The organism is Achromobacter sp. GW823-FHT04E03 (genome assembly GCF_058796095.1).
Window position 1 is genome coordinate 601,062 of the sequence record NZ_JBXAIJ010000002.1, and the last position, 24,837, is coordinate 625,898.

The window sequence follows — 24,837 nt, forward strand, 5'->3', positions numbered from 1 at the left end:
CCTCCCGAAGTTCTAGACTGGATTCGTACATGCATTGTGTACCGCTGGCTGTCGCATAGCGGTTTTGCAGCGACGGCGGGAGGTCCTGATGAATCGGGTCGAGACCTTTGCCACCCTGCCGATGTGGGCGGGGTTCGTAGGCTTTGTGCTGGTCGTGCTGGCGCTGGATCTCTACGTGCTGGGAGGCCGCCATGCGCACCGCGTGCGGCCCCGCGAAGCGTTGTTCTGGGTGGGCGTATGGATGGCGCTGGCCGCGTTGTTCGGCGCCCTGATGTGGTGGTATCTGGATGCCACCCTGGGGCGCGACATTGCGCACCGGAAAACGCTGGAGTTCTATACCGGCTACCTGATCGAACTGTCCCTGTCCGTGGACAACATGTTCGTGTTCTCGCTGATCTTCGGCTATTTCGTGGTGCCGCTGGAATTGCAGCGCCGGGTACTGCTGTACGGCGTGCTGGGCGCCATCGTGATGCGGGTCGGCATGATCCTGGCGGGCGTCTGGCTGCTGTCGAAATTCGACTGGCTGTTCTATGTGTTCGGCGTGCTGCTGGTGGCGACGGGAGCGAAGATGCTGGCCCGGGCGGACCATCAGCCTGACATTGCCCGCAATCCGCTGGTGCGCCTGTTGCGCTCGTCGATGCGCATCACCAAGGATTATCACGGCGAGTCGTTCTTTGTGCGCATCGGCGGCCTGCGGCATGCCACGCCCATGTTCGTCGTGCTGCTGATGATAGAGGCGAGCGACGTGGTGTTCGCGGTCGACAGCATTCCCGCCATCTTCGCCGTCACCACCGACCCGTTCCTGGTCTTTACTTCCAACATCTTCGCCATCATGGGCCTGCGGGCGCTGTATTTCCTGCTGGCCGACATGCGCGAACGTTTCCGCTACCTCAAGCACGGACTTGCCGCGGTGCTCATCATCATCGGCGGCAAGATGCTGGCCGCGCCATGGTTCCATGTGCCGGTGCAGTGGTCGCTAGGGGCGGTAGGCCTTATCCTGCTGGCATCCGTGGGCGCCAGCCTGATCCTGCCCAGACGGGCCGCGGCCAGGGCTGCGCGCCATAAGGGATAAGTCCCACGAACCGGAGATCTGTCATGAACACGATCATTCTTGCCACCGATGGGTCCAGCCACAGCGATGCCGCGGCGCGCTATCTGGTTGACGGCCCTTTGCTGAACCGGGATTTCACGGTGCATGTACTGCATTGCGAGCCCGACGTGACGGGCGACGTCAAAGCCTTCATCGGCCAGGCCGACATCGACGCCTGGCACCACGAAGAGAGCGACAAGGCAATGAAGTCCGTGGTCGAGATCCTGCGCGCGGGCCAGGTCGGCTTCGAGTGCCACGAGCTTACGGGCCACACGCCGGACAAGATCGTGGCGCATGCGGTCAAGGTGGGGGCCACGGCCATCGTGATGGGGTCGCACCACCGGGCGCCGTTCCTGGACGCATTGTTGGGGTCGGTGTGTTCGCGGGTAATTGCCCACGCGCCTTGTCCGGTGCTGCTGATCTGAACGTCCGCGGCTGATGCGCTAGCAGGTGAGCTTGAGCTGATAGCTGCCATCGGCGTCGCGGGCCAGGCGAACCCGGTCGAAGCGATAGTTGCGCCCCTTGAACGCATAGGTCGCGTCGGTCTCGTCGTCGTCGCGGCCTTGCCAGACTATTTTCCGGTCCAGCGATTCGGCGTAGTAGTAGAAGATGGCGTTGGTGGATTCGATCAATCCCAGGTCGCCGCGCAGGCCGGTGGAACTGTTGGCTTCCACGTTCCACCAGCCTTCGGTGCGCCATTCGCCTCCGTCGGGCAGATAGTGCACCGCGAATCTCAAGTCCCGGCCGCAGGCGTTCTCGATCTGGAGGGACGCAGGCTTGGCCGGCGCAGGCTTCTTGCTGTCCGGCTTGGCGGCCTGGAGCTGGTCTTGCCGTTCATTCCAGCCCATGCCGTAATAGGCTAGCAGGCCGCCGATTGCCAATACGGCCGAGACGCCGATGACTACCTGCCGCACGGTCTTTTGCCGCATGTGTTCCGTGTACCGCTGCTCCAGAATCCGGGTCTCGTGCTGTTGCAGCAGTTGATCGCGGTGTTTTTTCCTGGCCGAGGTCGTCACCGCGGATGCCCCGGCCAGCAGCAGCAGCAGGGTGAAATAGCGGTATTTCATCAGCATGCTGGCCAGCGATGGAACGAGGTTGGCGGCCAGGCCCAACGCCATGGCGCAACCGATGAAGGCCAGCGGCCATATCCAGAAATTGCGTCCCTTGGCGATTTCGGTGGCGTAATAGTCGCGCAGCGTATCGGTGGATCCGGAATCCGGCGGCGCTTTCCCGTTCGTCCCGCCACCGTTGCCGCCGGGCGCGCCGGCGGCGCGTTGCTCGGCGATCCACGCGTCATGCTCTTGGCGGCGTTTCGGATCGGAAAGCACCGCGTAGGCCTCGTTCAGGCGCGCCATGACGCGCTTGGCTTCCTCGGGATTGTCAGGATTCTTGTCCGGATGCCATTTCTGCGAGAGATAGCGGTATGCGCCGCGGATGACTTCATCGCTGGCATTTTCCGAAACTTGGAGCGTGTCGTAATGGGTATGTATGCCAGCCATTGCCATGGGTCCGCGTTCCGAAGCCGGGCGCTCAGCTTCCTGCACGGCGAGCTTACGCTGCAATCATGGACGTCGGTATCAGCCAAAGAGACTACATCGCTGGGTGGGTGCGCGGCGCAGTGGTATCTTTTCCCATTTTCCTGCACGCCACTCCGTTTCATGCCCGACGACGCCCAAACCTCCTCAGATTTCCCGCCTGCAGAGCCGCAAGCGGCCGCTCCCCGGCCCTTTATCCAGAACTCGGGCACCCGCCGCACCCTGCATTTCACGCAGCAGGAAATCCAGAGCAGCATGTCCACCCTCAACCCCGATGCGCTCGAACTGGAGTACACGCGGATGATGATGGGCTTCGTGCTTTTCAATCCGGCTCCCGCCCGCATCCTGATGGTGGGGCTGGGCGGCGGCTCGCTGCCCAAGTTCTGCCATCGCTATCTGGCGGACAGCGCTATCGACGTGGTGGAAATCGATCCGGCAGTCATTGCCCTGCGCGAAGCCTTCATGGTGCCGCGCGACGACGACCGCTTCCGCGTGCTGCAGGCCGACGCGGCCGACCATATGCGCAGCCTGTCGGACCATGCCGACGTGATCCTGCTGGACGGGTTCGGCATCGGCGGGATTCCGGGCCCGCTGTGCTCGGCGGAGTTCTACGCCGATTGTTTCCGCGCTTTGCGCGAGGACGGCATCCTGGTGATCAATTTCCACGTCAATCACCCGGACCATCATGACTACATGGACCGGGTGCGGGCCTCGTTCGGTTCGTCCATGTTCGAGGTGGTGGATGACGACATGACCAACAGCATCGTGTTCGCCTGCAAGGGCGACCTGCTGGACGATCCCGCCGCGGCCGAACTCAGACGGCCATCGTCCATGTCCAAGGATGCGTGGCGCCAGCTGATGCCGACGATGAAGGTCATAGGTGCGACGCTGGAGTTGAGATAGCGACCGGCTGGTCCCTGCCCTCAACGCTTGATGAACGCAATGATCTGCTGCTGAGTGCCCTTGTCATTGTCAAAGCCGCCGTGCGTGCTGGCCGCCACGGGCGGATTGGCCGAGCCGGGCGCGGGGCTGCCCGCGGGTGATACATGCACGGCGTCGCAAGGAATGCCGGCGCCGCGGAAATAGCGCTCCATGCCCAGCAGCGGCGTGGTGGTGCCGCCTTCGAAGGATTCGCTCACCAGATAGAGCAGCGAACGGCGGTACGGGCCGCAGGTGGGATCGTCTTCCTCGGCACGGTCGGAAAGATGGAACTGCTGGTAGCGCTTTACCCGCGTCTTCAGGTGCGGCACGACCAGTTTCTGGAAGGTGTCCAGCGTGACTGCCGGGGCCATCAGGTTGAGCGACTCCAGTTTGCCGCCGTCCGCCGTCAAGCGGTGCACGAAGTGGCTGGCGACGATGGCGCCGGCCGAATGGCCGACGATGTGCAGGCGCACACGGCCCTCGCTGACATGCGATTTGAAGTGCTTGTACAGCATGATCATCGCGGCTTCTTCCTGCGTCATGCCCTTGGGCGCCGGTTCGCTCATGGCCTGGGCATTCTGCTTCATCTCGCCCCAGACCACGGTGCCAGGCCTGGCCAGCCAGCGTTCCAGGCGCTGGTTCCACCAGCGCTCCAGCCGCTCGCCCAGGCCGCCCGTGGTGCGCGGCACGCTGTGGGCGGCGTCCTGGATGATGTTCTTCACGGTGGTGATGAAGTCCGTTTCCCACATCAGGAAGACTGGAAAAATCTGCTTCTCGTAAAGCAGCGGTATCCATTCGGCGGCGGCTTCCGCCGCATCTTCTTCACCCACCAGGCCGCCATGCGCATAGACGCAGACGTCCATGGGCCTGTCCTTCAAGCCCCACTTCTCGCGCGCGGCGTTCATATGGACGTCGACAATGGCGCGCAGATCGTCGGGTGTGGTGCGGAACGTGCCGCTGTTGCTGAGCTTGCCGTTGTTGCCCACGTTGACGATGAAGGGCGAGATCTCGCGGTTGCGCAACACGGTTCCCGCCGCCAGCGTGACCTTCTTGCCGTCGGTGCGCAGCGTGATGCTGTTCGATATCTTGGTGTGCTCGTGCGTGACCACGCCCAGTTGCACCACCCAGCAATCCATGGCGTTGCGCATCCAGTCGTCGTAGGTCAGCACCGCCATGCCATGGGTTCCCCATTCCTCGCCCCAGGAGTTCTGGATCAGGAAGCCGTCCTGGGTATAGCCAACAATGACGAAGGCATGGCCGTCGGTGGCGGCGTCCTGCTTGTCGGGCGGGATGATCCAGAACGGCTGGGCTCCCGGCGTGGACGGCGCCTTCTGCGGGGTGACGCCATGGCCATCGTCCCAGCCGGCGTGGCAGCCCGCGCTGGCGTACAGGATGCCGACCTCGTTGAGCGCCGCGTGCATTTCGACGATGTTGCGCGTGTCAATGCGGTAGTAGGCGCCCAGCGGGCGCTTGACGGCGTCCAGCCACCAGTCGTCGGCGGTCTCGTTGGCCGCCGCTGGCATGGCCAGGGCCGGAAACAATTCCTGGGAACACGCGCCGTGCTTGAACCAGCCCTTGAGTGCGCCGCGCAGGCTCGATCCCGTGTCGTCGACCGACCCCGGGAACTCGTCATAGCGCCTGGCCATGGAGTACAGCATGAATGGCGAAATGGCCGGGCGCGGTTCGCGCTCCGACTTGCGCAGCAGGTATTCGACCACGGTGGACAAGGCGAAGCCGGTGCAGGCCGAGGTGTCTTCCTGGTGCTTCACCGTCAACCCCATTGCGGGAATCATCTCGGTCTTGGGCGTGACCGAGATGTTGGGGCGGAACGGCAGGTCGCGGACGTCGAAGGCGTCGGGCTTGGCGGTGCGGCGAAACGGCAGCGCTGGCGGCGGCTTGCGGCTTTTGCGCTTCGCTGCGGGCCGGGGCGTCTTGGCCGCCGCCGTGCTGACTGTGGCGGCCTGCCGTTTTTTGTCCGCCGTCTTGCGTGCCGGGGCGGCGCGCCCCGCTTGCTTCTTTGCAGCCATGGCGTACTCCAGTGGAGACAGGCTTTCAGCGCGAGGGCGGCGTTTTGAGGCAAGACGACATGACGACAGTGAAGATTGCGCCCGTAGGTGCGATATATAGGCGCGCCTAAGCCGGTGCGCTAGTATCTGAAAGTATTAGTCCCTGGATTTGCAATGGTTCATTTGCACTAGCTGCGGCTTAATCCCACTGCGCCGCCAGGCCCTCGGGACTGACTTCGCGCCCATTGCGCTCCAGCGCCGCGATCTGCGCCATGTCCTCGTCCGTCAGCCGCAGGTCCTGGGCGAGCAGGTTGCTGGCCAGGTTCTCGCGCTTGGTCGACGAAGGAATGACGGCATAGCCCAGTTGCAGCGCCCAGGCCAGCGCGACCTGCGCGGTCGTCGCGTCGTGGCGCTGGGCGATCTGGCCGATGACCGGATCCTTCAGCACCTTGCCATAGGCCAGCGTCATGTACGACGTGACCGGGATGCCTTGTTCCTGCAGGAAGGCGGCGAGCTTGCGGTTTTGCAGGTAGGGGCTGAGTTCGATCTGGTTGGTGGCAATCTGCTCGCGGCCCACGGCGGCGATGGCGGCGCGGGTTTCGGCGATGGGGAAGTTGGAGATGCCGATCTGGCGGGTCAGCCCTTGCGTCTTGGCCTCGGCCAGCGCGCTCATGAATTCCTCGATGGACACGCCGTTGCCAGGCGCGGGCCAATGGATCAGGGTCAGGTCCGCGTAGTCGCTGCGCAGCTTGGCCAGGCTGTCCTTCAGGCTGGGGATGAGCTTGTCGCGGGCGTAGTTGGGCACCCAGATCTTGGTCGTGACGAATAGTGCCTCGCGCGGCACGCCGGATTCGGCGATGGCCTGGCCGACCTCGGCTTCGTTTTCGTAGATTTGCGCGGTGTCGATGGCGCGGTAGCCAAGATCCAGCGCGTTGCGCACGGAATCGATGACGGCTTGACCTTGCAAGCGGAAGGTGCCGACGCCGAAGGCGGGAATGCTCATGGGCAACTCCTGATGGGTTCGCGGATCCGGGCGCAGATACCCGGGAATGCCTGCAGTGTGCCCGTCGGATACTTGCGGAAAAAGTCCGGTATGCACGAAAGACTTTTGATATAAATGCAAGAATGAAGACGACCCTCGATGAAATGCAGGTCTTTATCGCCATCGTGGACAGCGGCTCCATCACCGCTGCCGCAGACGTGCTGGGACAGACCGTTTCCGCCGCCAGCCGGACCATGAGCCGGCTGGAAGAGAAGTTGCAGACCACGCTGATGCGCCGGACCACGCGGCGGCTGGAATTGACCGAGGAAGGCCGCGCCTATCTGGAGCAGGCGCGCAAGATCGTGGCCGCGGTGGAAGAAAGCGAGGAACTGATGAGCCTGCGCCGCAACCAGCCGGCCGGGCGCTTGCGGGTGGACGCAGCCTCGCCTTTCATGCTGCATGTGATCGCGCCGCTGGTTCCGGGCTATCGCAAGCGCTATCCGCAGGTGGAGCTGGAACTGAACAGCAACGAAGGCAACATCGACCTGCTGGAGCGCCGCACCGACCTGGCCATCCGCATCGGACGCCTGAAGGATTCATCGCTGCATGCGGTGCCACTGGGCCACAGCCGCGTGCGCGTGCTGGCCAGTCCCGGTTATCTGGACGCGCATGGCACGCCGCGGCGCGTGGCCGATCTGGCTGCGCACATTTTGCTGGGCTTCAGCCAGCTGGAAGCGCTGAACGAATGGCCCCTGCTGGAGGCCGACGGCGAGGCCCTGCACATCAAGCCGCACGTGCGCGCGTTCAGCGGCGAAACCCTGCGGCAACTGGCCTTGAACGACGGCGGCGTCGTCTGCCTGTCGGATTTCATGACGCGCGGAGACCGCGCCAGCGGCGCCTTGCAGCAGCTGCTGGTGAAGCAGACGCAGGACGTGCGCCAGCCGATCAACGCGGTGTACTACCGCAACACCGCGATCTCTTCGCGCATCAAATCCTTCATCGACTACATGGTCCAGGCGCTGGGCCCGCGCGGCTTCGAATAGGGGCGCGGACGCTGCGCGTTCAGGCGCGTTCGCCGCTGACCGATTCGTACACCAGTGTCGCCAGCGTCAGGTCTTCCAGCGCGCTGCCCACGGCCTTGAACACGGTGATTTCCTGGTCGTCGCGGCGGCCTGGCAGCTCACCGGCAGCCAGTTGGTGCAGGTCGCCGCGGATGTCCTCGCGCTTGAGCGCGCCGGCCTCGAAGGCGGCCAGCAGGTCGCCGGACTTGGTGGGCGCTTCGCCGGTGTCCACGTAGACCGAGGTGCCGTCGAAGCAGGCCGCGTCCGTTTCGCGCATTTCGGGCTTGAAGCTGCCGATCAGGTCCAGGTGCACGCCGGGACGCAGCCAGGCGCCGTGGATCAGCGGTACGGTGGACAGCGTGGCGCAGCTGATGATGTCGGCCTGGCGTGCGGCGCTTTCCAGGTCGGCGGCGGCCGCGGCATCGAAGCCCTGCGCGCGCAGCTCGCCCGCCAGCTTCTCGGCGCCGGCCGCACGCACGTTCCACACCAGCACGCGCTGGATCGGGCGCACGGTGCGCATGGCCTGCGCCACCAGGCCGGCGATGCGGCCGGAGCCCACGATGAGCAGCGTGCTGGCGTCGGCGCGCGCCAGGTAATCCGCGCCCAACGCGGCCGCGCCCGCCGTGCGGTACACAGTGACGATGTCGCCGTCGACCTGGGCTATTGGCACGCCGGTGGTGGCGCTGTACAGGTTGTAGGTGGCGTGCAGGCCGGGCAGGCCCTGGTGGGTGTTCTCGGGGAAGATGTTGATGATCTTCACGCCGAAGTAGCCGCGGTCGCTCCAGGCGGGCATGATCAGCGAGGTGCCGTGCGCATTGCCCGACTGGATGGCGTGGACATGCCGCGGCGGCACGGTGGCGCTGCCGCGGAAGGCCTCCCGCAAGGCGGGAATGACGGCGTCGAAGGACAGGGCGTTGCGGGTTTGTTCGGTGTCGATGAAGCGCATGGTTGTTGCCTGCTGCGGGTCGGTCTGTGGGCCAGCAGGCAGTCTAGCAGCGCGGAAGGCGCCCGCCCGCGCCGCGGGCAGGCGTCGCCTTCAGTCGATGGCCGCCGTGGGCAGCGGATCGCCCGCGCCGGTGCGCTCGACGATCAGCTTGTAATGCTGCGGATTGCGGTGCTTGGCGAAGTTGAACACATGGTCGCGGAAGGCCTGGCCCATGGCCAGGTCGATGCGGGCGGTGATCACCTCGTCTTCTTCGCCGCTGGAACGCGCCACGATCTCGCCGGAAGGCGCAACGATCATGGAGCTGCCTATCATGTGGTGGCCGTCTTCATGGCCGCATTTGGCGGCCGCGCCGACCCACACCGCGTTCTGGTAGGCGCTGGCCTGCAGCACGATCTCATGCGTGGTGGTGCGCAGGTGCGCGGGCTCGTTCCAGTGGATGTTGAGGGACGGCGTGTTGTAGCCCAGCACGATCAGCTCGGCGCTTTGCAGCGACATGACGCGATAAGTCTCGGGCCAGCGGCGGTCGTTGCACAGGCACATGCCGATCTTCACGTCGTTGGTTTCCCAAACGCCGAAGCCCAGGTCGCCGACTTCGAAGAATTTCTTCTCCAGGTGCTGGAACGGCGCGCCGATCTTGTGGTCGGAGTGGCCCGGCAGGTGGATCTTGCGGTACTTGCCGATGATTCTGGCGCTGCGGTCCACCAGGATGGCGGTGTTGAACTGGCGGCCTTCGGGCGTCAGTTCGGCGTAGCCCAGGTAGAAGCCTATGCCCAGCTCGCGCGCGGTGTCGAACAGCGGCTGCACGTCGGCGTTGGGCATGCTTTTTTCAAAGTAGCGCTCGACGGCCTCGGCGTCTTCCATCCAGTAGCGCGGAAAGAACGTGGTCAGCGCCAGCTCGGGAAAAACGACAAACTCCGCGCGGCGGGCGGCGGCCTCGCGCATCATTTCGACCAGGCGGCGGACCACGGCCGCGCGGGAATCGGCAAGGTTCACAGCGCCCATCTGGGCGACCGCCAGGCCCATCTTGCGGGCGGGGTATGCATTACTCACGATGTGGATCTCCAGGCTGAAGGCGCAAGCATGCATGCACGGGCGGAAATCCGGAACCGCTGTGGCGACTGGCGGCGAGCCAGGGAAATTGCGCCGGGCGCTACGCTAAGACGATGATCTGGCGGGGAATTCGGTCGGGCGGACACAAGCCGCCGCGACCTTATGCATAACGCGGCGTCATGGGGCCCATGCAAAGTTTTATATCGGGTTTCCCCGTATGCCGGCGCTCAAAGCGCCTTGAAGGTCTTGAGGTGGATGCTGGTTTCGGTGGCGGCGATGCCCTTGAGCGTGCGCAGGCGGTCCAGCACTTCGGACAGCTGGTCGATGGTGGGTACGCGCAGCTCGGCCAGCAAATCCCAGCGGCCGTTGGTGTCGTGCAGGCCCGCCACGGCGGGTTCGCCCATCAGCAGGCTCACGATCTTGCGGGTTTCGTGGCCTTCGACGGCAATGCTCATCCAGGCGACGATATCTTCGGTTTCAACCTCTGGACGCAGGCGCACGGTGTAGCCGCGGATGATGCCGCGCTCTTCCAGCTTGCGGATGCGGTTGTCGATGGTGCCGCGCGAGACGTCCAGCTTCTTCGCCAGCGTGGCGACCGACATGCGGGCATCGGCGCGCAACAGGCCGAGCAGGTTCTGATCTAGCGTGTCCATTGTGAAAAGTGCTAATTATTGCTATCAGAGTGGCAGAATCTTAGCGTTTTGTGTTGATTGTTGTCACTATTAATTGGTTTGCCCATCCCCCAGAATTTCTATTCCATAACTCGGGGAGAACAAATTGACGACGCTGCTTTCAACTTCCGACGTGGCCAAAATCGTGGCCCTGCAAGGCCCGCAACAGGTCTTTTCCGGTCTGCTGGACTACCTGCTGTCGGACTTTCTTCGATGGCAGGAATTCGACAAGAGCGCGCGGGTGGCCAGCCATTCGGCAACCGGCGTGATCGAACTGATGCCCACCGCCGACAGCGAGTACTACACCTTCAAATACGTGAACGGCCACCCGGGCAATCCGCAGGCCGGCCTGTCCACCGTGATGGCATTCGGCGCGCTGGCGCAGGTCAGCACGGGCGAGCCGCTGCTGATCAGCGAGCTGACCTTGACCACCGCGCTGCGAACGGCCGTGACCTCCGCCTTGGCGGCGCGCGCGCTGGCCCGGCCGGACTCGCGCAGGATGGCGCTGATCGGCAACGGCGCGCAGAGCGAGTTCCAGGCATTGGCCTTCCATTACATCCTCGGCGTCGACACGCTGCACGTCTATGACGTGGACGCAGGCGCCACACGCAAGCTTGAAAGCAATCTGGCTTCAGTGCCCGGCTTGCGCGTGGTGCGCTTCGATAGTGCGGCAGAGGCGGTCAAGGGCACGGACATCGTCACCACGGTGACGGCGGACAAGGCCTACGCCACCATCCTGACCGCGGACATGGTCGAGCCTGGCATGCACATCAACGCTGTCGGCGGCGACTGCCCGGGCAAGACGGAACTGCATGCGGACGTGCTGCGCGCGGGCCCGGTGTTCGTGGAATACGAGCCGCAGACACGCATCGAGGGCGACCTGCAGCAGATGCCTGCCGACTTCGCGGTGACGGAATTGTGGCGGGTGCTGACGGGCCAATCCGCCGGACGCAAGAACGCAGCCGACGTGACCATCTTCGATTCGGTGGGCTTTGCACTGGAAGACTTCTCGGCGTTGCGCTGGCTGCGCGACGCCGCCGTGCGCCATGGCGTGGGCGCCCGCATCGAGGTTGCGCCGCAACTGCCCGATCCGAAGAATCTGTTCGAAGCGGTGCGGGCCGCTCAACCTGTCGCGGCCCGGGCCTGATGCCGGCGCGCGCGGAGCCGTCCGCGCAAACCGGGACGCTTCCGTGACGCTTTGATGGGCGCAAGCGCCGGCGTGGCGAACCGCGCCGGCGCCAATGGCGGCCGCCTCATGTGCGGCTGGGTATTTCAACTGGCGGCGTGCCGTCGTGGAACAGCGATTTCAGCTGCGTACGCAACTCGGGGGTGTCGGCATGCTTGTGCACCGTGGTTGCATGCTGCACGGCGGCTTCCAGCAATTCGCCTTCGGAATCCGCCGCCAGCGCCACCGTGCAGTTCATTGCGCTGGGGTATTCGCGGCAATCGATGTATTTGCGAGTCATGAACGTCTCCCTGCGCGCAGGCTGCCTGGGCCTGCGCAAGAGCATCCGGCGCGCGGCGCGGGACGTCCGGGCCGCTGGCGCGTCGCAGCGGCGGGGGCGGTCAGAAAAGTATAGATCCGACGCCGCAGTCGCGGCGCAATTCGGCAAATGCCACCAGGCGCTAGTGCTTGGATACCAGTGCGGCCGCAGCGGGCTTCAGAAGCTGACGCGCTGCTTCAAGGCCTGGGCGATCATCGCGATGTCGATGTCCTTGCCCGGATGCTTCAGGCAGAAGTCGTACAGCACGGCCACGTAGGCATTGCCCAGCAGCTTGGTGATGGCGCCGGCGGTGGTGGCGGCAATGGTGCCGCCCACTGCGCTGCCCGCGCCGGGGATGAATTTCAGCAGCCCGGAGACCACCGAGCGCCCGATCAGTGTGGCCGCGGACGCGCCCAGCGTGGAGGTGACCAGCGTGGTGATGGCGGCGGTATTCAGTTCCATGCCGAAAGTGATGCCGATCTTGGCGATCATGCCGACCTGGATGGGCACCAGCGCAACGGCGTCCGAGAACGGGATGGGCGCGGCGGCGGCCGACGCGGCCAGCCCCGCGGCCACGTTGACCTCTATCTCAGCCCGCTTTTTTTTTACTTCCAGGGCCTTCTTGTTGCGGGTGGACAGCGCGTTGGCATAGGCCCGCTGCTGCGCCTCGGGGATGTGCAGGGCGGTGGCCTCGATCAGGTTGTCCAGGCCCATGGGCGGCAGTTCCGCGTCCAGCTCCTCGATCCATTCCGGCAGCGCGCGCACCGCCACCACCTGCTTGGCGCGCGGCAGCAGCTTGCGCGCTTCGTCGACGAAGGGGCTGTTCTTGCGCGCCTTGGTCAGCACCGCCACGACGGGGATGCCGGCATCGGACAGCATGTTGCACAGTTCGATTTCCGCGTCTTCGACGCGGTGGCTGCTGTCCTGGATGCAGAGCCAGGCCACGTGCAGGTGCCGGTCCTGATCGTCGGCGGCGGAGCGTTCCTGGATCAGGTCCGCCAGCTGCTGGCGCGAGCGCTCGTAGTCGCCGACCTCCAGGCCGCGCGTGTCGATGATGGTGAGCGGATGGCCGGCCCGGGTGAATTCCTGGGTCGACTGGGTGACGGGCTTGCCCGCGCCGGTCTTGGCCAGGTCGCCGCGGAATACGGCATTGATCAGCGTGCTCTTGCCCACGCCGGTCTTGCCCGCGACCAGGATGTTCACGCGCCCGGCGCCGCGCGTGGCGGTGCTGATGGCGTCCGCGATGGCGTCCTGCAGCTGGGGCGTGTCCATGCGGGGCGTGCTCATGAGGTGTGTGCGTAGAAAGGCATGGGAAAGATTCTAGCGAGAAACGCGCGCCGCCATCAGGCGCCGCCCGCTGCGCCGTAGAGATGGGCCGATTCGGGGAAGGTCCGCGCGCGGACTTCGGTGGCATAGGTCTGCGCCGCCTGCTGAATGCGGCCGGCCAGGTCGTCGTAGCGCTTCACGAAGCGCGCGGTGCGCTCGAACATGCCCAGCATGTCGTCCACCACCAGCACCTGGCCGTCGCAGCGCGCGGATGCGCCTATGCCTATGGTCGGGCAGGCGACGGCCTCGGTGATCGACGCCGCCAGCGGCTCGACCACGCCTTCGATCACCAGCGAGAAGGCGCCGGCGTCCGCCACGGCGGCGGCGTCGGCGGCGATGCGGGCGTATTCGGCTTCGCCGCGGCCGCGCGCGCCGTAGCCGCCCAGGATATTCACGGCTTGCGGCGTCAGGCCGACATGGCCCATGACCGGGATGCCGCGCGCGGACAGATAGGCGACGGTCGGCGCCATGCTCTGGCCGCCTTCGAGCTTGACCGCGCCCGCGCCGGTTTCCTTCATGATGCGCGCGGCGGAGCGGAAGGCCTGCTCGGGGCTTTCCTCATAACTGCCGAAAGGCATGTCGACGACGATCAGCGCCCGGCGCGAGCCGCGCACCACGGCGGCGCCGTGCGCAATCATCATGTCCAGCGTGACTGGCACGGTGGAAGGCAGTCCGTAGATCGTCTGGGCCAGGCTGTCGCCCACCAGCAGGGCGTCGCAATGCGGGTCCAGCAGTTCGGCCATGCGCGCCGTGTAGGCCGTCAGCATCACCAGCGGCTCCTGGCGCTTGCGCGCGCGGAACGCGGGCACGCTCAGGCGGGGTGCGTGGGCGGCAGCCGTGTTCAGGGTGGCGGTCGTAGACATCGAAATTCTTCCTATCCAGGGTTGATTGCTTGAATCGGGACATTGCGATACCCGCATCGTAGCGGAAGGCCGCAGGCGCGGCCCGCAGCTAGCGCATGGCTGTGCCCAGCAGGCTAATCTTTGCGGCAAAACGTAATCGAAAGTTTTGGGGCGCCGCGATGCCGTGCTCTGTGGAAAGCGTCGGCAACAAATTTAGGGACGTTTTGGAGTTTCCATAAAAGCGTTACATCTTCAAGGGTTCACTCGCTTTTTCGACAGGTCTGCCTGCGTAGAATTCGCCGCTTACAAGGTTATTTCGCGGCTTCCGCGCAACATTGCTCATGCCTAGTCCCGGGCTCATTCCACGTCTGCTGTGTTCGCGTCCGCTGACCAAGGGCCTGCGTTACTTCTATCGCCACACCCGGCCCGCCGCATACCGGCACAACGAAACCTTGTGGCCCTTTGTGACGGTTCAGCGCGGTGGGCAGGAGCGGCTGACAGGATGTGAACTGCGCGGCGTGCAAGGCCCTGCCACCACCCCGCTGGATCAACTGCCGCGCGACATCGCCGCCGACGCCCATCTGATATTGAGCGGCCCCTCGGTGGCTCAGATCGACTACGCGCGTTGCCGGCTGGATGTGACGATGGGCGTCAACGGCTCGATCGCGCTGCGGCGTCAGCACCCTACCCTGCGCTTTGACTACTACGCCATGCTCGATGCCGGTTTCGTCAACCGCAGGCGCGATCTGGTGGCGCAAGTGCTGGCGCAGGATCTGACGTTGTTCGTCACGCCCGAGGTCTACCGTTGGATAGGCTTCCTGTTCGACCGCAAGGACGTGCGCTGCCGCATCGCGCTGTTCGAAGAAGTGCACCAGCGCGCGCTGCAGCCGCGCGCGCGCCCCGAGCAGCTGGAAGCGCGCTTGGCCGACGACCCCGGACTGGTGCTGTTCGACGCGCGCAACCCGGTGCATGCGCACGGCTTCAGCCTGGACCCGCCGCGCGGCCTGTTCGGCGGCGGCACCGTGGCCTATACGGGCTTGCAGCTGCTGGCGTGGCTGGGCGCGAAAACCATATACCTGCACGGCCTGGACCTGACGGCCGCGGCGGGACCCCGATTCTATGAAAGCGCGGCAACGCAGCTGTCCACCGCGCTGGACCGGCAATTCTCCGGACACATCGAACCCGCCTTCCGGCAAGCCAGCCGGCTGCTCGGCGAACGCGGCATCAAGGTCTACAACCTGTCGCCCGCCAGCCGGCTGGGGGATGACGTGTTCGAGAAGCGCGACTGGAGCTGCCTGCTGCCCGAGCAGCCGTTTTCGAGTATGACCCCATGAAGATTCTGTACACCAATTTCCACCAAGGCGATGGCGGCGGCCACACCACCTACGTGATGTCGCTGGCGCGCATCCTGTGCGAGAAGTCGCAGGTGACCGTGGCCGCGCCCGCCAGCAGCCGCCTGCTGGCCGAGGCCGCGGCCCTGCCCGGCGTTCGCACGCTGGCCCTGGAATTCAAGGGCCGTCCGCTGCAGCAGCTGCGCGCGCTGCGCCGTCTGCGCGCCCTGCTGCGCGACGAACAGTTCGACGTGGTCCACGTCAACGGCTCGGCCGACCACCGCCTGTGCATGCTGGCGACCGTGGGCATGGGGGCGCGGCGTCCCTTCATGGTCTACACGCAGCACACCGACCGCAGCGCCAACAGCCTGGGTGCGCGGGTGCGCGCCAAATGGGGCACCAACCGCGTCATCTGCGTGTGCACCCATACGTTTCGCCGCATGAAGCAGTCGGTCTTCCGCAACGAGGACCTGCGGGTGGTGCACAACGGGGTGGATACGGAAAAGTGCAGTCCGGCCTCGCGCCGAGAGGCGGCGCAGGCGCGCGGCAGCCTGTTGCCCAACGACATGCAGGGTCGGCTGGTCATCGGCAGCAATGCCGGCACCGCGGTCTACAAGAACTGGCTGGACATGGTGACCGCCGTGTCCATGCTGCCCGACAACAAGCGGCGGCAGGTGGTGGTGCTGATTGCGGGCAAGCTGCCCGATGCGGAGCAGATGCGCCGCGTGGCCGAACTGGGCATGTCGGAGCAGGTGGTGTTTACGGGCTTGATGGAGGACGTCAGCCCCTTCCTGTCGGCGCTGGACGTGGGCTTTGTGCTGTCGTCCAAGCTGGAGACGATTTCCTTTGCCTGCCGCGAGATGATGGCCGCAGGCAAGCCCGTGATCGTCAGCGCCGTGGGCGGGCTGCCCGAGAACGTCACCGATGGCCGCGATGGCTGGGTGGTGCCGCCGGCCTCGGTGGACAGCATCGTCGAAGCGCTGTCGAAGATCCTGGAAAACCGCGAGGTCCTGGGCGTGATGGGCGCCGAGGCCCGCAGCACCGCGCTGCGGGAGTTCTCGTTGACGACGTTCGTCGGCAATACCGAGCGCGTCTACCGCGAAAGCCGGGCGCAGCCGGCCTGATGGCCGCGCCCGGCGCCTGCCGCTACTCGCTGTACGTCTTGGTGCTGTACAGGCTCACGGGCAGCAGATTCAGCACCGGCAGGCCGCTGACCGGGTCCTTGGCCTGCTTGTCGATGTAGGCCTGCAGCACGTCGGCATCCAGCACGCCGATGTCCTGCCGGCGCGAGGTCGGCACGTTGGCCAGGGTCTTGTAGCCGTCGCCGCCGGTGGCGTTGAAGCTCAGCACGAACAGCTTGTAGCTGCGGCCCGCGTCCAGCGGCAGCCAGTTGCCGCTGGCCTGATCCCGGACTTCGATGTTGGACACGCGGCTGCCCTGGGCCTGGGCCGCATTCACGTCCCAGCGCAGGCCGCCGGCATAAGGATAGGGGCCGGTGGAGCCGCCCGCGCCGTAGACTGCCTGCATGCCGTCTTCCAGCATGCTCTTGACCTCGGCGCCGGTCACATCCAGGCGCCAGAGCATATTGCCGAAAGGCACCACTTCGATCACGTTGGCCGCCGTTACGTTGCCCAGTAGCGGCACGCGCACGCCGCCGCCGCTTTGCAGCGAGATGTCGGCGCCGCCATAACTGGCGTTGGCCACGTCCAGGTAGGCTTGGGCCACCAGCTGCTGGATGTCGCCGCCGCGCAGGCTGACGCTGCCCAGCGTGTTGCAGGCGGCGCTGGAGCGGCTGTAGTCGCGCGAACCGGGGCCGCCCGGCACGCGCCGCGAGCATAGTTCCTGCGGCACCGAAGCGACGAGGCTGCGGCTGAACTGGTCGACCTTGGCCTTGAACGGCTGCAGCACGCCCGCGGCCTGCGCGTCCGGCGTCTGCATGCGCAGGAAGCCACTGGCCTGGATGTCGGCCTGGATCGCCGCCTCGTCGGCTGCCGAGGGTGCGGCGCCGGCGACCTTCAGCGGACCGTCCATCAGCACATGCGGCGTGCCGGCGCAGGCGGTGACGTCGCCGTTGGCGTCGAAGCTCACCTTCAGCTCGCCGACCACCTGCGAGTATTCCCACGCTTGCACCAGGCAGACGCGCTTGCCGTCCTTGTCCTGGAGCACCGTGGGATAGGCGCCCGCGGGCGAGCCCACGCCATAGTCCGCCATGGAGGCGGGACCCAGCAACGTGTGCGAGTCGCCGCCCACCACCACGTCCACGCCGCTCAGCTGCGCGATCACCTGCTTGTCATAGCTGTAGCCGATGTGGCTCATCACCACGATCTTATTGACGCCCTGCGCGCGCAGCGCGTCGATCTGCTGCTGCGCGGCGATGGTCTCGTCCGAGAACACGGTGCCGGCGTCCGGGCTGGAGGACTGCTGGGTCTTGGCGGCGATGGTCAGGCCCACCAGGCCGATATCCTGGCCGTCGCGCTTGAGGACCACGGCGGGCTTGACCATGCCGGGGGCGCGCGAGGGATTCAGCGCCGAGCCGGCGGCGAACGTGACGTTGGCGCTCAGCACGGGCGTCTGGCAGGCGCCCGCGTGCAGCAGTTCGATGAAGCGCTTCAGGCCGCTGTCGCCCTTGTCGAACTCATGGTTGCCCAGGGTCATGGCGTCGAAGCAGACGGTGTTCATCATGGCCGCGTCGGCCTCGCCCGGTTCGCCCGCTCGGTTGAAGTACAGCGTGCCGGTGGTGGCGTCGCCCGCGTGCAGCTTGAGCACGTTGGCGGATTGCGCAGCCAGGGCGTTGATCGCGCCCGTCACTCGCGGAAAGCCGCCCGTATCGGCGTTCACGGCGACGCGCCCGCCGGCAGCGTTCTTGAGCTTGAGGTCCTTCTTCTTGCTATCCAGGTTGGAATGATGATCGTTGATGTGCAGGATCGTCAGTTCCATCGGCCTGCCGGGAGCCGGCTGCTCGGGTTGTTCGACGGGCTTGTCGTCATCGTCATCGCCGCCGCAGCCGGCCAGCAGCGCCAGTGCGCTCAGCATGGCCGCGCCTGCGTTCCTCTTCCACGTGTTCATTCGCGTGTACCCCTCTATCATCGGAGGGCGAATGGTCGCGGGTCAAGATGACGCCGAAATGAATGACAGTGCTGTCATGTTGCGCGACGACATGTCGCAAGCCTGTCATGCAAAAGCAACGGGCCCGGCGCATGTCGCGCCGGGCCCGTCGTTGCCGCAAGACGCGGGTTTAGTAGTGGATCACCGTGCGGATCGACTTGCCTTCATGCATCAGGTCGAAGGCTTCGTTGATGCGTTCCAGCGGCAGCGTGTGGGTCACGAACGGGTCCAGGTCGATCTTGCCGCTCATGGCGTCTTCCACCATGCCCGGCAGCTGTGTGCGGCCCTTGACGCCGCCGAAGGCCGAACCGCGCCAGACGCGGCCCGTGACCAGCTGGAACGGACGCGTGCTGATTTCCTGGCCGGCGCCAGCCACGCCGATGATGATGCTCTCGCCCCAGCCCTTGTGGCAGCATTCCAGCGCGGCGCGCATGACGTGCACGTTGCCGATGCACTCGAACGAGAAGTCCACGCCGCCGTCGGTCATTTCGACGATCACGTCCTGGATCGGCTTGTCGTGGTCCTTGGGGTTGACGCAGTCGGTGGCGCCCATGGCGCTGGCCAGCACGAACTTGTTGGGGTTGGTGTCCACGGCGATGATGCGGCCGGCCTTGGCCTGCACCGCGCCCTGGATCACGGCCAGGCCGATGCCGCCCAGGCCGAACACGGCGACGGTGTCGCCTTCCTTGACCTTGGCGGTGTTGTGCACGGCGCCCAGGCCGGTGGTGACGCCGCAACCCAGCAGGCAGACCTTTTCATGCGGAGCGGCGGGATTGATCTTGGCCAGCGAGATCTCGTTGACCACGGTGTATTCGCTGAAGGTCGAGCAGCCCATGTAGTGGTAGAGCGGCTTGCCTTCATAGCTGAAGCGCGAGGTGCCGTCGGGCATGACGCCCTTGCCCTGCGTGGCGCGCACTTTCTGGCAAAGGTTGGTCTTGCCGGACAGGCAGAACTTGCATTCGCGGCATTCGGCCGTGTAGAGCGGGATGACGTGGTCGCCGGGCTTCAGCGAAGTCACGCCTTCGCCGACTTCGACCACCACGCCCGCGCCTTCGTGGCCCAGCACGGCGGGGAACAGGCCTTCCGGATCGTCGCCGCTGAGGGTGAAGGCGTCGGTGTGGCAGACGCCGGTGTGGGTGATCTTCACCAGCACTTCGCCGTGCTGCGGCGGGGCGACGTCGATTTCAACGATTTCCAGCGGCTTGCCGGGTCCGAATGCGACTGCTGCGCGTGATTTCATAGTTAGGGCTCCACGTATGTCAGATGGCGTTATTTCAGATAGGAACGGACCAGGCGCATCAAGAGATCGATCTCGGCTTCGGGTTCGATCGTGGCGTCCTGGCGGCCGCCCTGGGCGGTTTGGAGGAAGGTTTCGCGCAGATGGCTTTCCAGCACCTCGGCCATCAGGCCGGTGGCGGCGCCGCGCAAGGCGGCCAGCTGCTGCAGCAGCGCGCCGCATTCCGTGCCTTCGTTCACGGCCCGCTCCAGCGCCAGCGCCTGGCCCTGGATGCGGCGCAAGCGGGTGACGACGCGTTTTTTCTCTTCCGGGGAGTGCGGCACGGCAGGCTCCGATGAATACAGGGGGGGAGTATAGAAAATCTGGCTGCCCACGTCCACTACGGTACTCCCGCGCCGGGGACCATGCCTAGGCGCGGCGCGGGCGACAAGCCGGGGCCGCGCGGGGTCTGCGGATCCGCGAGCCGTCTGTACCTGTCTATACTAGGCGCTGACCGCCATCCGTCGCCTGGCGCCGCATTACAGGATCTCCCATGGCTTCCAATCCCCCCAAATTGCCCATCCAGGCCAATGCGCCGCCTGCGCCACTCTATGCGCAGGTCAAGCAAATGATCGCGCAGCAGATCCGCAGCGGCGCTTGGCCGGAACACTACCGGGTGCCGTCGGAAAGCGAACTGGTCGATGAGCTCGGGTTCAGCCGCATGACCATCAATCGCGCCTTGCGCGAGTTGACGGCCGAGGGACTGCTGGTGCGCATGCAGGGCGTGGGCACCTTCGTGGCCCAGCCCAAGGCGCGCTCGGCGCTGTTCGCCGTCAATAACATCGCCGACGAGATCGCGGCGCGCAATCATCGCCACCACAGCCGCGTGGTGCGCCTGGCCGAAGAGCCCGCAGGCGCCGAACAGGCGCTGGCGCTGGATATCCGCGCCGGGCAGCCGGTGTACCACTCGATCATCGTGCACTACGAAGACGACCTGCCGATCCAGCTGGAGGACCGCTACGTCAATGTGGGCCTGGCGCCGGACTACCTGAAGCAGGACTTTACGCATAGCACGCCGTACGAATACCTGACGCGCGTCGCGCCGCTGAGCGAAGGCGAGCACGTGGTCGAGGCCATCCTCGCCAAGCCGCGCGAATGCCAGCTGTTGCAGATCGAGCGCGACGAGCCCTGTCTGTTGATCAGCCGCCGCACCTGGTCGGGCGATCGCGCCGTCACCCTGGCCCGTTTGATTCACCCTGGTTCCCGGCACCGCCTGGAAGGCAAGTTCACCTCATGAAGCAACCCGAAGTCCATCTGTATCGCGCCGCCGACTATCCGCGCATGCCCTGGCGCAACGGCGGCGGCACCACGCAGGAAGTCGTCTGCAATCCCGGCGGCAGCGCGGCCGGGTTCGACTGGCGCCTGTCCATCGCCGATGTGGCGCAGGACGGCGGCTTTTCCGCGTTCACGGGCTATCAGCGCATCATCACGGTACTGGAGGGCTCGGGCATCCAGCTGACGGTGGACGGCAGCCTGCAGACGCCGCTCACGCCGCGCCAGGCCTATGCCTTCGCAGGCGAGGCCCAAGTGCAGTGCCGTCTGCTGGATGGGCCGATACGCGACTTCAACCTGATCTACGCGCCGGCGCGCTGGCATGCCCGGCTGCAGTGGGTGGCGGGCGCGGGGCCATGGACATTCCACAGCGCCGCGCGCGATGTGCTGGTGCTGACGGCGGGCGGCGCGCTTACGGTGCGCATCGACGGCAAGCCGCAAGTGCTGCCGTCGCGTTACGACTGCCTGCATGCCGAGTCCATGGACTGCCTGGCCGAATACCGGCTGGAGGCCGAAGCGCCGCTGGACGCCTGCGTGATCGAACTGTTGCCGCGTAGCGTCTGATTGCGCGGCCGCCTGGAGCGGCCGTATTCCGTTGTTGCCGATGAAAGCCGGGGTGCTGTCGCCTCGGCTTTTTTATTCGGGTAATCCCTGAGAAAAATCGACTCATATTGACTTGTATATACAAGCATAGGCATCCTATGATCCAGACAAGCGCAGCGCCACGCAGGCGCGCAACCGAACCGATCAAGGAGAGCCTCTTGGACAACTCGAACCGATACCGCGACGTGGTCATCCGCGCACCGCGCGGCAACCAACTGAACGCCAAGAGCTGGCTGACCGAAGCCCCCTTGCGCATGCTGATGAACAACCTGGACCCCGACGTGGCCGAGAACCCCAAGGAACTGGTGGTTTACGGCGGCATCGGCCGCGCCGCCCGGGACTGGGATTGCTATGACAAGATCGTCGAATCGCTCAAGAACCTGAACGAAGACGAAACCCTGCTGGTGCAATCCGGCAAGCCGGTAGGCGTTTTCAAGACCCATGCCAACGCGCCGCGCGTGCTGATCGCCAACTCCAACCTGGTGCCGCACTGGGCCACCTGGGAACACTTCAACGAACTGGATGCCAAGGGCCTGGCCATGTACGGCCAGATGACGGCGGGCAGCTGGATCTACATCGGCAGCCAGGGCATCGTGCAGGGTACGTACGAGACCTTCGTCGAGGCGGGCCGCCAGCACTATGGCGGCAACCTCAAAGGGCGCTGGGTGCTGACCGCCGGCCTGGGCGGCATGGGCGGCGCGCAACCGCTGGCGGCCACGCTGGCTGGCGCCTGCTCGCTGAACATCGAATGCCAGCAGACCAGCATCGATTTCCGCCTGCGCACCCGCTATGTGGACGAACAGGCGCGCGACCTGGACGACGCGTTGGCGCGCATCGCCAAGTACACGCAGGAAGGCCGCGCCGTTTCCATCGCCCTGTGCGGCAACGCCGCCGAGATCCTGCCGGAACTGGTGCGCCGCGGCGTGCGCCCGGACATGGTGACGGACCAGACCAGCGCGCACGATCCGCTGAACGGCTATCTGCCGGCCGGCTGGACCTGGCAGGACTATCGCGCGCGCGCCAAGCGCGAACCGGCCGCCGTCATCAAGGCGGCCAAGCAGTCCATGGCGGTGCACGTGCAGGCCATGCTGGCCTTCCAGCGCCAGGGCGTTCCGACCTTCGATTATGGCAACAACATCCGCCAGATGGCCAAGGAAGAAGGCGTGGCGGACGCGTTCGATTTTCCGGGTTTCGTGCCCGCCTACATCCGGCCATTGTTCTGCCGCGGCGTGGGCCCGTTCCGCTGGGCCGCGCTGTCGGGCGATCCGCAGGACATCTACAAGACCGACGCCAAGGTCAAGGAACTGATCCCGGACGACGCACACCTGCACCGCTGGCTGGACATGGCGCGCGAACGCATCAGCTTCCAGGGCCTGCCGGCGCGCATCTGCTGGGTGGGCCTGGGTCAGCGCGCCAAGCTGGGCCTGGCGTTCAATGAAATGGTCCGCACGGGCGAGCTGTCGGCGCCCATCGTCATCGGCCGCGACCATCTGGATTCCGGCTCTGTCGCCAGCCCCAACCGTGAAACGGAATCGATGCGCGACGGTTCGGACGCGGTATCCGATTGGCCGCTGCTGAATGCCTTGTTGAACACGGCCAGCGGCGCGACCTGGGTGTCGCTGCACCATGGCGGCGGCGTGGGCATGGGCTTTTCGCAGCATGCCGGCATGGTCATCGTCTGCGACGGCACGGACGAGGCGGCCGAGCGCATCGCCCGCGTGCTGACCAACGATCCGGGCACGGGCGTCATGCGGCATGCCGACGCGGGCTACGCAGCCGCCATTGAATGCGCGCAGGAGCAGGGCCTGAATCTGCCCATGCTTGCGGGCAAGCGCTGATACCGCGCCGCCCATACCTGCGGGCCGCGACCGCGCCCGTCCATACGCCATGACCGAGACTACGCAATGACTCAGGACAGCCAGGCAGCAAGAGGGCCGCTCATCGAGCGGCGCTCGATCGATTTCATTCCCGAAACGGAGCGCCACGGCAAGCTCTACAGCCAGTTCACGCTGTGGATGGGCGCCAATCTGCAGATCACCGCCATCATCACCGGAGCCTTGGCGGTGGTGCTGGGCGGAGACGTTCTCTGGTCGCTGATCGGGCTGTTCGTCGGCCAGGTTTTTGGCGGCGCGGTGATGGCGCTGCATGCGGCCCAGGGACCCAAGCTGGGATTGCCCCAAATGATCTCCAGCCGGGTGCAGTTCGGCGTCTATGGCGCGGCGATCCCCATCGTGCTGGTGTGCCTGATGTACCTGGGATTCACGGCCACGGGCACGGTGCTGTCGGGGCAGGCCCTGGGCCAGTTGTTCGGCGTGAGCGATACGGCCGGCATCCTGATATTCGCCGCCGTGATCGCCGGGGTGACGTTGTTCGGCTACCGCATGATCCACATCATCGGGCGGATCGCGACGGTGCTGGGCATCATTGCCTTCTTCTACCTGTTCAGCCGCGTGATCGCGCTGGGCGACGTGGGCCAGTTGCTGCAGATCCGCCACTTCACGTGGAGTTCCTTCCTGCTGTCGGTTTCACTGGCGGCATCGTGGCAGATCGCCTATGGGCCTTACGTCGCGGACTACTCGCGCTATCTGCCGAGCCGGACCTCGTCGTTCAAGACCTTCCTGGCGGTAGGGCTGGGTTCGGTGCTGGGCGCGCAGATTGCAATGGTGCTGGGCGTGCTGGCCGCGGCCATGGCGGCCGGCCAGTTTGCCGGGCGCGAGGTCGCCTACATCGTCGGGCTGGGCGGCACGGGAGCCATGGCCGCGCTGCTGTACTTCATCATCGCGTTTGGCAAGGTCACGATTTCGACGCTGAACTCCTACGGCAGCTTCATGTGCATCGCGACCATCGCCAGCGGCTTTCGCGGACATGTGGAGATTTCCCGCCGGCAGCGCGCGCTGCTGGTGCTGGTGATCGTCGCGGCGGCCACGGCGGTGGCGCTAATCGGGCAGCATTCCTTCCTGAACGCGTTCAAGTCCTTCATCCTGTTCCTGCTGGCGTTTTTCGTGCCGTGGAGCGCGGTTAATCTGGTCGACTACTACTTCGTGAGCCGCGAGCAATACGACGTGGAAGCGCTGTCGGATCCGAATGGGCGCTATGGCCGTTGGAACTGGCCAGGGATCCTAATATATCTGTTCGGGGTGCTGGTGCAGATGCCCTTCATTTCGACCAAGCTCTACACGGGTCCGATGGTCGAGCGCCTGGGCGGGGTGGATATCTCGTGGATCATCGGCCTGGTCGTGCCCAGCATCCTGTATTACCTGTTCGCGCGCCGGGATGCCGTACCGCAACCTCGCGGCGCCGCCCGCGCCACCCATACGCTTTGACGCCGGCACTCGC

The 24,837-nt window shown here is 65.6% G+C and carries 23 protein-coding genes; 11 read left to right on the forward strand and 12 right to left on the reverse strand.

The genetic code is table 11. The annotated features are described in order from the left end of the window. Positions 1-88 precede the first annotated feature (88 nt). On the forward strand, positions 89-1,072 hold the full coding sequence (locus tag AC1RHV_RS14115; RefSeq protein ID WP_054455394.1) for a TerC family protein: 984 nt from the start codon (positions 89-91) through the stop codon (positions 1,070-1,072). A 23-nt stretch (positions 1,073-1,095) separates the two neighbouring features. Next, complete coding sequence (locus AC1RHV_RS14120) at positions 1,096-1,515, forward strand: universal stress protein (RefSeq protein ID WP_054455392.1); 420 nt, start codon at positions 1,096-1,098, stop codon at positions 1,513-1,515. An 18-nt stretch (positions 1,516-1,533) separates the two neighbouring features. Here AC1RHV_RS14120 and AC1RHV_RS14125 read toward each other — a convergent pair whose 3' ends face one another. Beyond that, positions 1,534-2,589 (reverse strand): J domain-containing protein, encoded by a 1,056-nt coding sequence (locus tag AC1RHV_RS14125; protein ID WP_492301120.1) that lies wholly within the window; start codon positions 2,587-2,589, stop codon positions 1,534-1,536. Between the two features lie 159 nt (positions 2,590-2,748). On the opposite strand from AC1RHV_RS14125, the gene AC1RHV_RS14130 reads away from it, so the two are divergent. Next, on the forward strand, positions 2,749-3,528 hold the full coding sequence (locus AC1RHV_RS14130; protein WP_492301122.1) for a fused MFS/spermidine synthase: 780 nt from the start codon (positions 2,749-2,751) through the stop codon (positions 3,526-3,528). 20 nt (positions 3,529-3,548) lie between these two features. Here the strand turns inward: AC1RHV_RS14130 and AC1RHV_RS14135 are convergent, their stop codons facing one another. Next, complete coding sequence (locus AC1RHV_RS14135) at positions 3,549-5,573, reverse strand: C1 family peptidase (RefSeq protein ID WP_492301123.1); 2,025 nt, start codon at positions 5,571-5,573, stop codon at positions 3,549-3,551. 178 nt (positions 5,574-5,751) lie between these two features. Next, positions 5,752-6,555: a 2,5-didehydrogluconate reductase DkgB gene (gene dkgB / locus AC1RHV_RS14140; protein ID WP_492301125.1), complete on the reverse strand. Its 804-nt coding sequence runs from the start codon at positions 6,553-6,555 to the stop codon at positions 5,752-5,754. A gap of 122 nt (positions 6,556-6,677) precedes the next feature. On the opposite strand from dkgB, the gene AC1RHV_RS14145 reads away from it, so the two are divergent. Beyond that, complete coding sequence (locus AC1RHV_RS14145; protein WP_492301126.1) at positions 6,678-7,577, forward strand: LysR substrate-binding domain-containing protein; 900 nt, start codon at positions 6,678-6,680, stop codon at positions 7,575-7,577. A 19-nt stretch (positions 7,578-7,596) separates the two neighbouring features. Here AC1RHV_RS14145 and lhpI read toward each other — a convergent pair whose 3' ends face one another. The 3 genes from lhpI to AC1RHV_RS14160 form a co-directional block, all read right to left on the reverse strand. Further along, positions 7,597-8,541 (reverse strand): bifunctional Delta(1)-pyrroline-2-carboxylate/Delta(1)-piperideine-2-carboxylate reductase, encoded by a 945-nt coding sequence (gene lhpI, locus AC1RHV_RS14150; RefSeq protein WP_125470604.1) that lies wholly within the window; start codon positions 8,539-8,541, stop codon positions 7,597-7,599. Positions 8,542-8,631: 90 nt separating this feature from the next. After that, positions 8,632-9,564, reverse strand: a complete 933-nt coding sequence (locus AC1RHV_RS14155; protein WP_175162049.1) for an N-carbamoyl-D-amino-acid hydrolase — start codon at positions 9,562-9,564, stop codon at positions 8,632-8,634. Between the two features lie 254 nt (positions 9,565-9,818). Continuing rightward, entirely contained in the window at positions 9,819-10,244 is a 426-nt protein-coding gene (locus AC1RHV_RS14160; RefSeq protein WP_119449891.1) for an Lrp/AsnC family transcriptional regulator, read from the reverse strand. A 124-nt stretch (positions 10,245-10,368) separates the two neighbouring features. Between AC1RHV_RS14160 and ocd the strand changes: the two genes are divergently transcribed. Then, positions 10,369-11,409, forward strand: coding sequence for an ornithine cyclodeaminase (gene ocd / locus AC1RHV_RS14165; protein WP_125470603.1), 1,041 nt, complete (start codon positions 10,369-10,371; stop codon positions 11,407-11,409). A 106-nt stretch (positions 11,410-11,515) separates the two neighbouring features. On the opposite strand, the gene AC1RHV_RS14170 is transcribed toward ocd, so the two are convergent. The 3 genes from AC1RHV_RS14170 to panB all read right to left on the reverse strand — a co-directional run bounded on the left by AC1RHV_RS14170 (position 11,516) and on the right by panB (position 13,935). Further along, positions 11,516-11,728 (reverse strand): DUF1059 domain-containing protein, encoded by a 213-nt coding sequence (locus tag AC1RHV_RS14170; RefSeq protein ID WP_054455373.1) that lies wholly within the window; start codon positions 11,726-11,728, stop codon positions 11,516-11,518. A gap of 195 nt (positions 11,729-11,923) precedes the next feature. Beyond that, entirely contained in the window at positions 11,924-13,033 is a 1,110-nt protein-coding gene (locus AC1RHV_RS14175) for a YcjF family protein (protein WP_119449893.1), read from the reverse strand. A 56-nt stretch (positions 13,034-13,089) separates the two neighbouring features. After that, a complete protein-coding gene (gene panB / locus AC1RHV_RS14180) occupies positions 13,090-13,935 on the reverse strand; it encodes a 3-methyl-2-oxobutanoate hydroxymethyltransferase (RefSeq protein WP_119449894.1) in 846 nt (281 codons plus the stop codon). A gap of 320 nt (positions 13,936-14,255) precedes the next feature. Here panB and AC1RHV_RS14185 point away from each other — a divergent pair, with 320 nt between their 5' ends. Continuing rightward, positions 14,256-15,248, forward strand: coding sequence for a WaaZ-like lipopolysaccharide core biosynthesis protein (locus AC1RHV_RS14185; RefSeq protein ID WP_119449895.1), 993 nt, complete (start codon positions 14,256-14,258; stop codon positions 15,246-15,248). Then, on the forward strand, positions 15,245-16,369 hold the full coding sequence (locus AC1RHV_RS14190; RefSeq protein WP_492301130.1) for a glycosyltransferase family 4 protein: 1,125 nt from the start codon (positions 15,245-15,247) through the stop codon (positions 16,367-16,369). The genes AC1RHV_RS14185 and AC1RHV_RS14190 overlap by 4 nt, the downstream gene beginning before the upstream one ends. A 22-nt stretch (positions 16,370-16,391) precedes the next feature. On the opposite strand, the gene AC1RHV_RS14195 is transcribed toward AC1RHV_RS14190, so the two are convergent. The 3 genes from AC1RHV_RS14195 to AC1RHV_RS14205 all read right to left on the reverse strand — a co-directional run bounded on the left by AC1RHV_RS14195 (position 16,392) and on the right by AC1RHV_RS14205 (position 19,910). Continuing rightward, positions 16,392-18,311 (reverse strand): bifunctional metallophosphatase/5'-nucleotidase, encoded by a 1,920-nt coding sequence (locus AC1RHV_RS14195; RefSeq protein WP_492301132.1) that lies wholly within the window; start codon positions 18,309-18,311, stop codon positions 16,392-16,394. Between the two features lie 169 nt (positions 18,312-18,480). Beyond that, positions 18,481-19,590 carry an S-(hydroxymethyl)glutathione dehydrogenase/class III alcohol dehydrogenase gene (locus AC1RHV_RS14200; RefSeq protein WP_054455360.1) on the reverse strand — a complete coding sequence of 370 codons (1,110 nt, stop codon included), beginning with the start codon at positions 19,588-19,590 and terminating at the stop codon, positions 18,481-18,483. Positions 19,591-19,619: 29 nt separating this feature from the next. Beyond that, a complete protein-coding gene (locus tag AC1RHV_RS14205; protein WP_054455908.1) occupies positions 19,620-19,910 on the reverse strand; it encodes a metal-sensing transcriptional repressor in 291 nt (96 codons plus the stop codon). 209 nt (positions 19,911-20,119) lie between these two features. Here AC1RHV_RS14205 and hutC point away from each other — a divergent pair, with 209 nt between their 5' ends. From hutC to AC1RHV_RS14225, 4 genes are all read left to right on the forward strand, one after another. Then, on the forward strand, positions 20,120-20,863 hold the full coding sequence (gene hutC / locus AC1RHV_RS14210) for a histidine utilization transcriptional repressor HutC (RefSeq protein WP_054455358.1): 744 nt from the start codon (positions 20,120-20,122) through the stop codon (positions 20,861-20,863). Next, the gene (locus tag AC1RHV_RS14215; RefSeq protein WP_119449897.1) at positions 20,860-21,462 is read left to right on the forward strand and encodes a HutD/Ves family protein; all 603 of its coding nucleotides are present in this window, start codon (positions 20,860-20,862) and stop codon (positions 21,460-21,462) included. The genes hutC and AC1RHV_RS14215 overlap by 4 nt, the downstream gene beginning before the upstream one ends. 197 nt (positions 21,463-21,659) lie before the next feature. Next, on the forward strand, positions 21,660-23,339 hold the full coding sequence (gene hutU / locus AC1RHV_RS14220) for a urocanate hydratase (RefSeq protein WP_175162015.1): 1,680 nt from the start codon (positions 21,660-21,662) through the stop codon (positions 23,337-23,339). Positions 23,340-23,405: 66 nt separating this feature from the next. Then, entirely contained in the window at positions 23,406-24,824 is a 1,419-nt protein-coding gene (locus tag AC1RHV_RS14225) for a purine-cytosine permease family protein (RefSeq protein WP_492301134.1), read from the forward strand. The last annotated feature ends 13 nt before the right edge of the window (positions 24,825-24,837 follow it).

Coding starts and splice junctions, on each gene's coding strand:
- AC1RHV_RS14115 (WP_054455394.1), top strand. CDS start 89: ATGAATCGGGTCGAGACCTTTGCCACCCTGCCGATGTGGGCGGGGTTC.
- AC1RHV_RS14120 (WP_054455392.1), top strand. CDS start 1,096: ATGAACACGATCATTCTTGCCACCGATGGGTCCAGCCACAGCGATGCC.
- AC1RHV_RS14125 (WP_492301120.1), bottom strand. CDS start 2,589: ATGGCTGGCATACATACCCATTACGACACGCTCCAAGTTTCGGAAAAT.
- AC1RHV_RS14130 (WP_492301122.1), top strand. CDS start 2,749: ATGCCCGACGACGCCCAAACCTCCTCAGATTTCCCGCCTGCAGAGCCG.
- AC1RHV_RS14135 (WP_492301123.1), bottom strand. CDS start 5,573: ATGGCTGCAAAGAAGCAAGCGGGGCGCGCCGCCCCGGCACGCAAGACG.
- dkgB (WP_492301125.1), bottom strand. CDS start 6,555: ATGAGCATTCCCGCCTTCGGCGTCGGCACCTTCCGCTTGCAAGGTCAA.
- AC1RHV_RS14145 (WP_492301126.1), top strand. CDS start 6,678: ATGAAGACGACCCTCGATGAAATGCAGGTCTTTATCGCCATCGTGGAC.
- lhpI (WP_125470604.1), bottom strand. CDS start 8,541: ATGCGCTTCATCGACACCGAACAAACCCGCAACGCCCTGTCCTTCGAC.
- AC1RHV_RS14155 (WP_175162049.1), bottom strand. CDS start 9,564: ATGGGCCTGGCGGTCGCCCAGATGGGCGCTGTGAACCTTGCCGATTCC.
- AC1RHV_RS14160 (WP_119449891.1), bottom strand. CDS start 10,244: ATGGACACGCTAGATCAGAACCTGCTCGGCCTGTTGCGCGCCGATGCC.
- AC1RHV_RS14170 (WP_054455373.1), bottom strand. CDS start 11,728: ATGACTCGCAAATACATCGATTGCCGCGAATACCCCAGCGCAATGAAC.
- AC1RHV_RS14175 (WP_119449893.1), bottom strand. CDS start 13,033: ATGAGCACGCCCCGCATGGACACGCCCCAGCTGCAGGACGCCATCGCG.
- panB (WP_119449894.1), bottom strand. CDS start 13,935: ATGTCTACGACCGCCACCCTGAACACGGCTGCCGCCCACGCACCCCGC.
- AC1RHV_RS14185 (WP_119449895.1), top strand. CDS start 14,256: ATGCCTAGTCCCGGGCTCATTCCACGTCTGCTGTGTTCGCGTCCGCTG.
- AC1RHV_RS14190 (WP_492301130.1), top strand. CDS start 15,245: ATGAAGATTCTGTACACCAATTTCCACCAAGGCGATGGCGGCGGCCAC.
- AC1RHV_RS14195 (WP_492301132.1), bottom strand. CDS start 18,311: ATGAACACGTGGAAGAGGAACGCAGGCGCGGCCATGCTGAGCGCACTG.
- AC1RHV_RS14200 (WP_054455360.1), bottom strand. CDS start 19,590: ATGAAATCACGCGCAGCAGTCGCATTCGGACCCGGCAAGCCGCTGGAA.
- hutC (WP_054455358.1), top strand. CDS start 20,120: ATGGCTTCCAATCCCCCCAAATTGCCCATCCAGGCCAATGCGCCGCCT.
- AC1RHV_RS14215 (WP_119449897.1), top strand. CDS start 20,860: ATGAAGCAACCCGAAGTCCATCTGTATCGCGCCGCCGACTATCCGCGC.
- AC1RHV_RS14225 (WP_492301134.1), top strand. CDS start 23,406: ATGACTCAGGACAGCCAGGCAGCAAGAGGGCCGCTCATCGAGCGGCGC.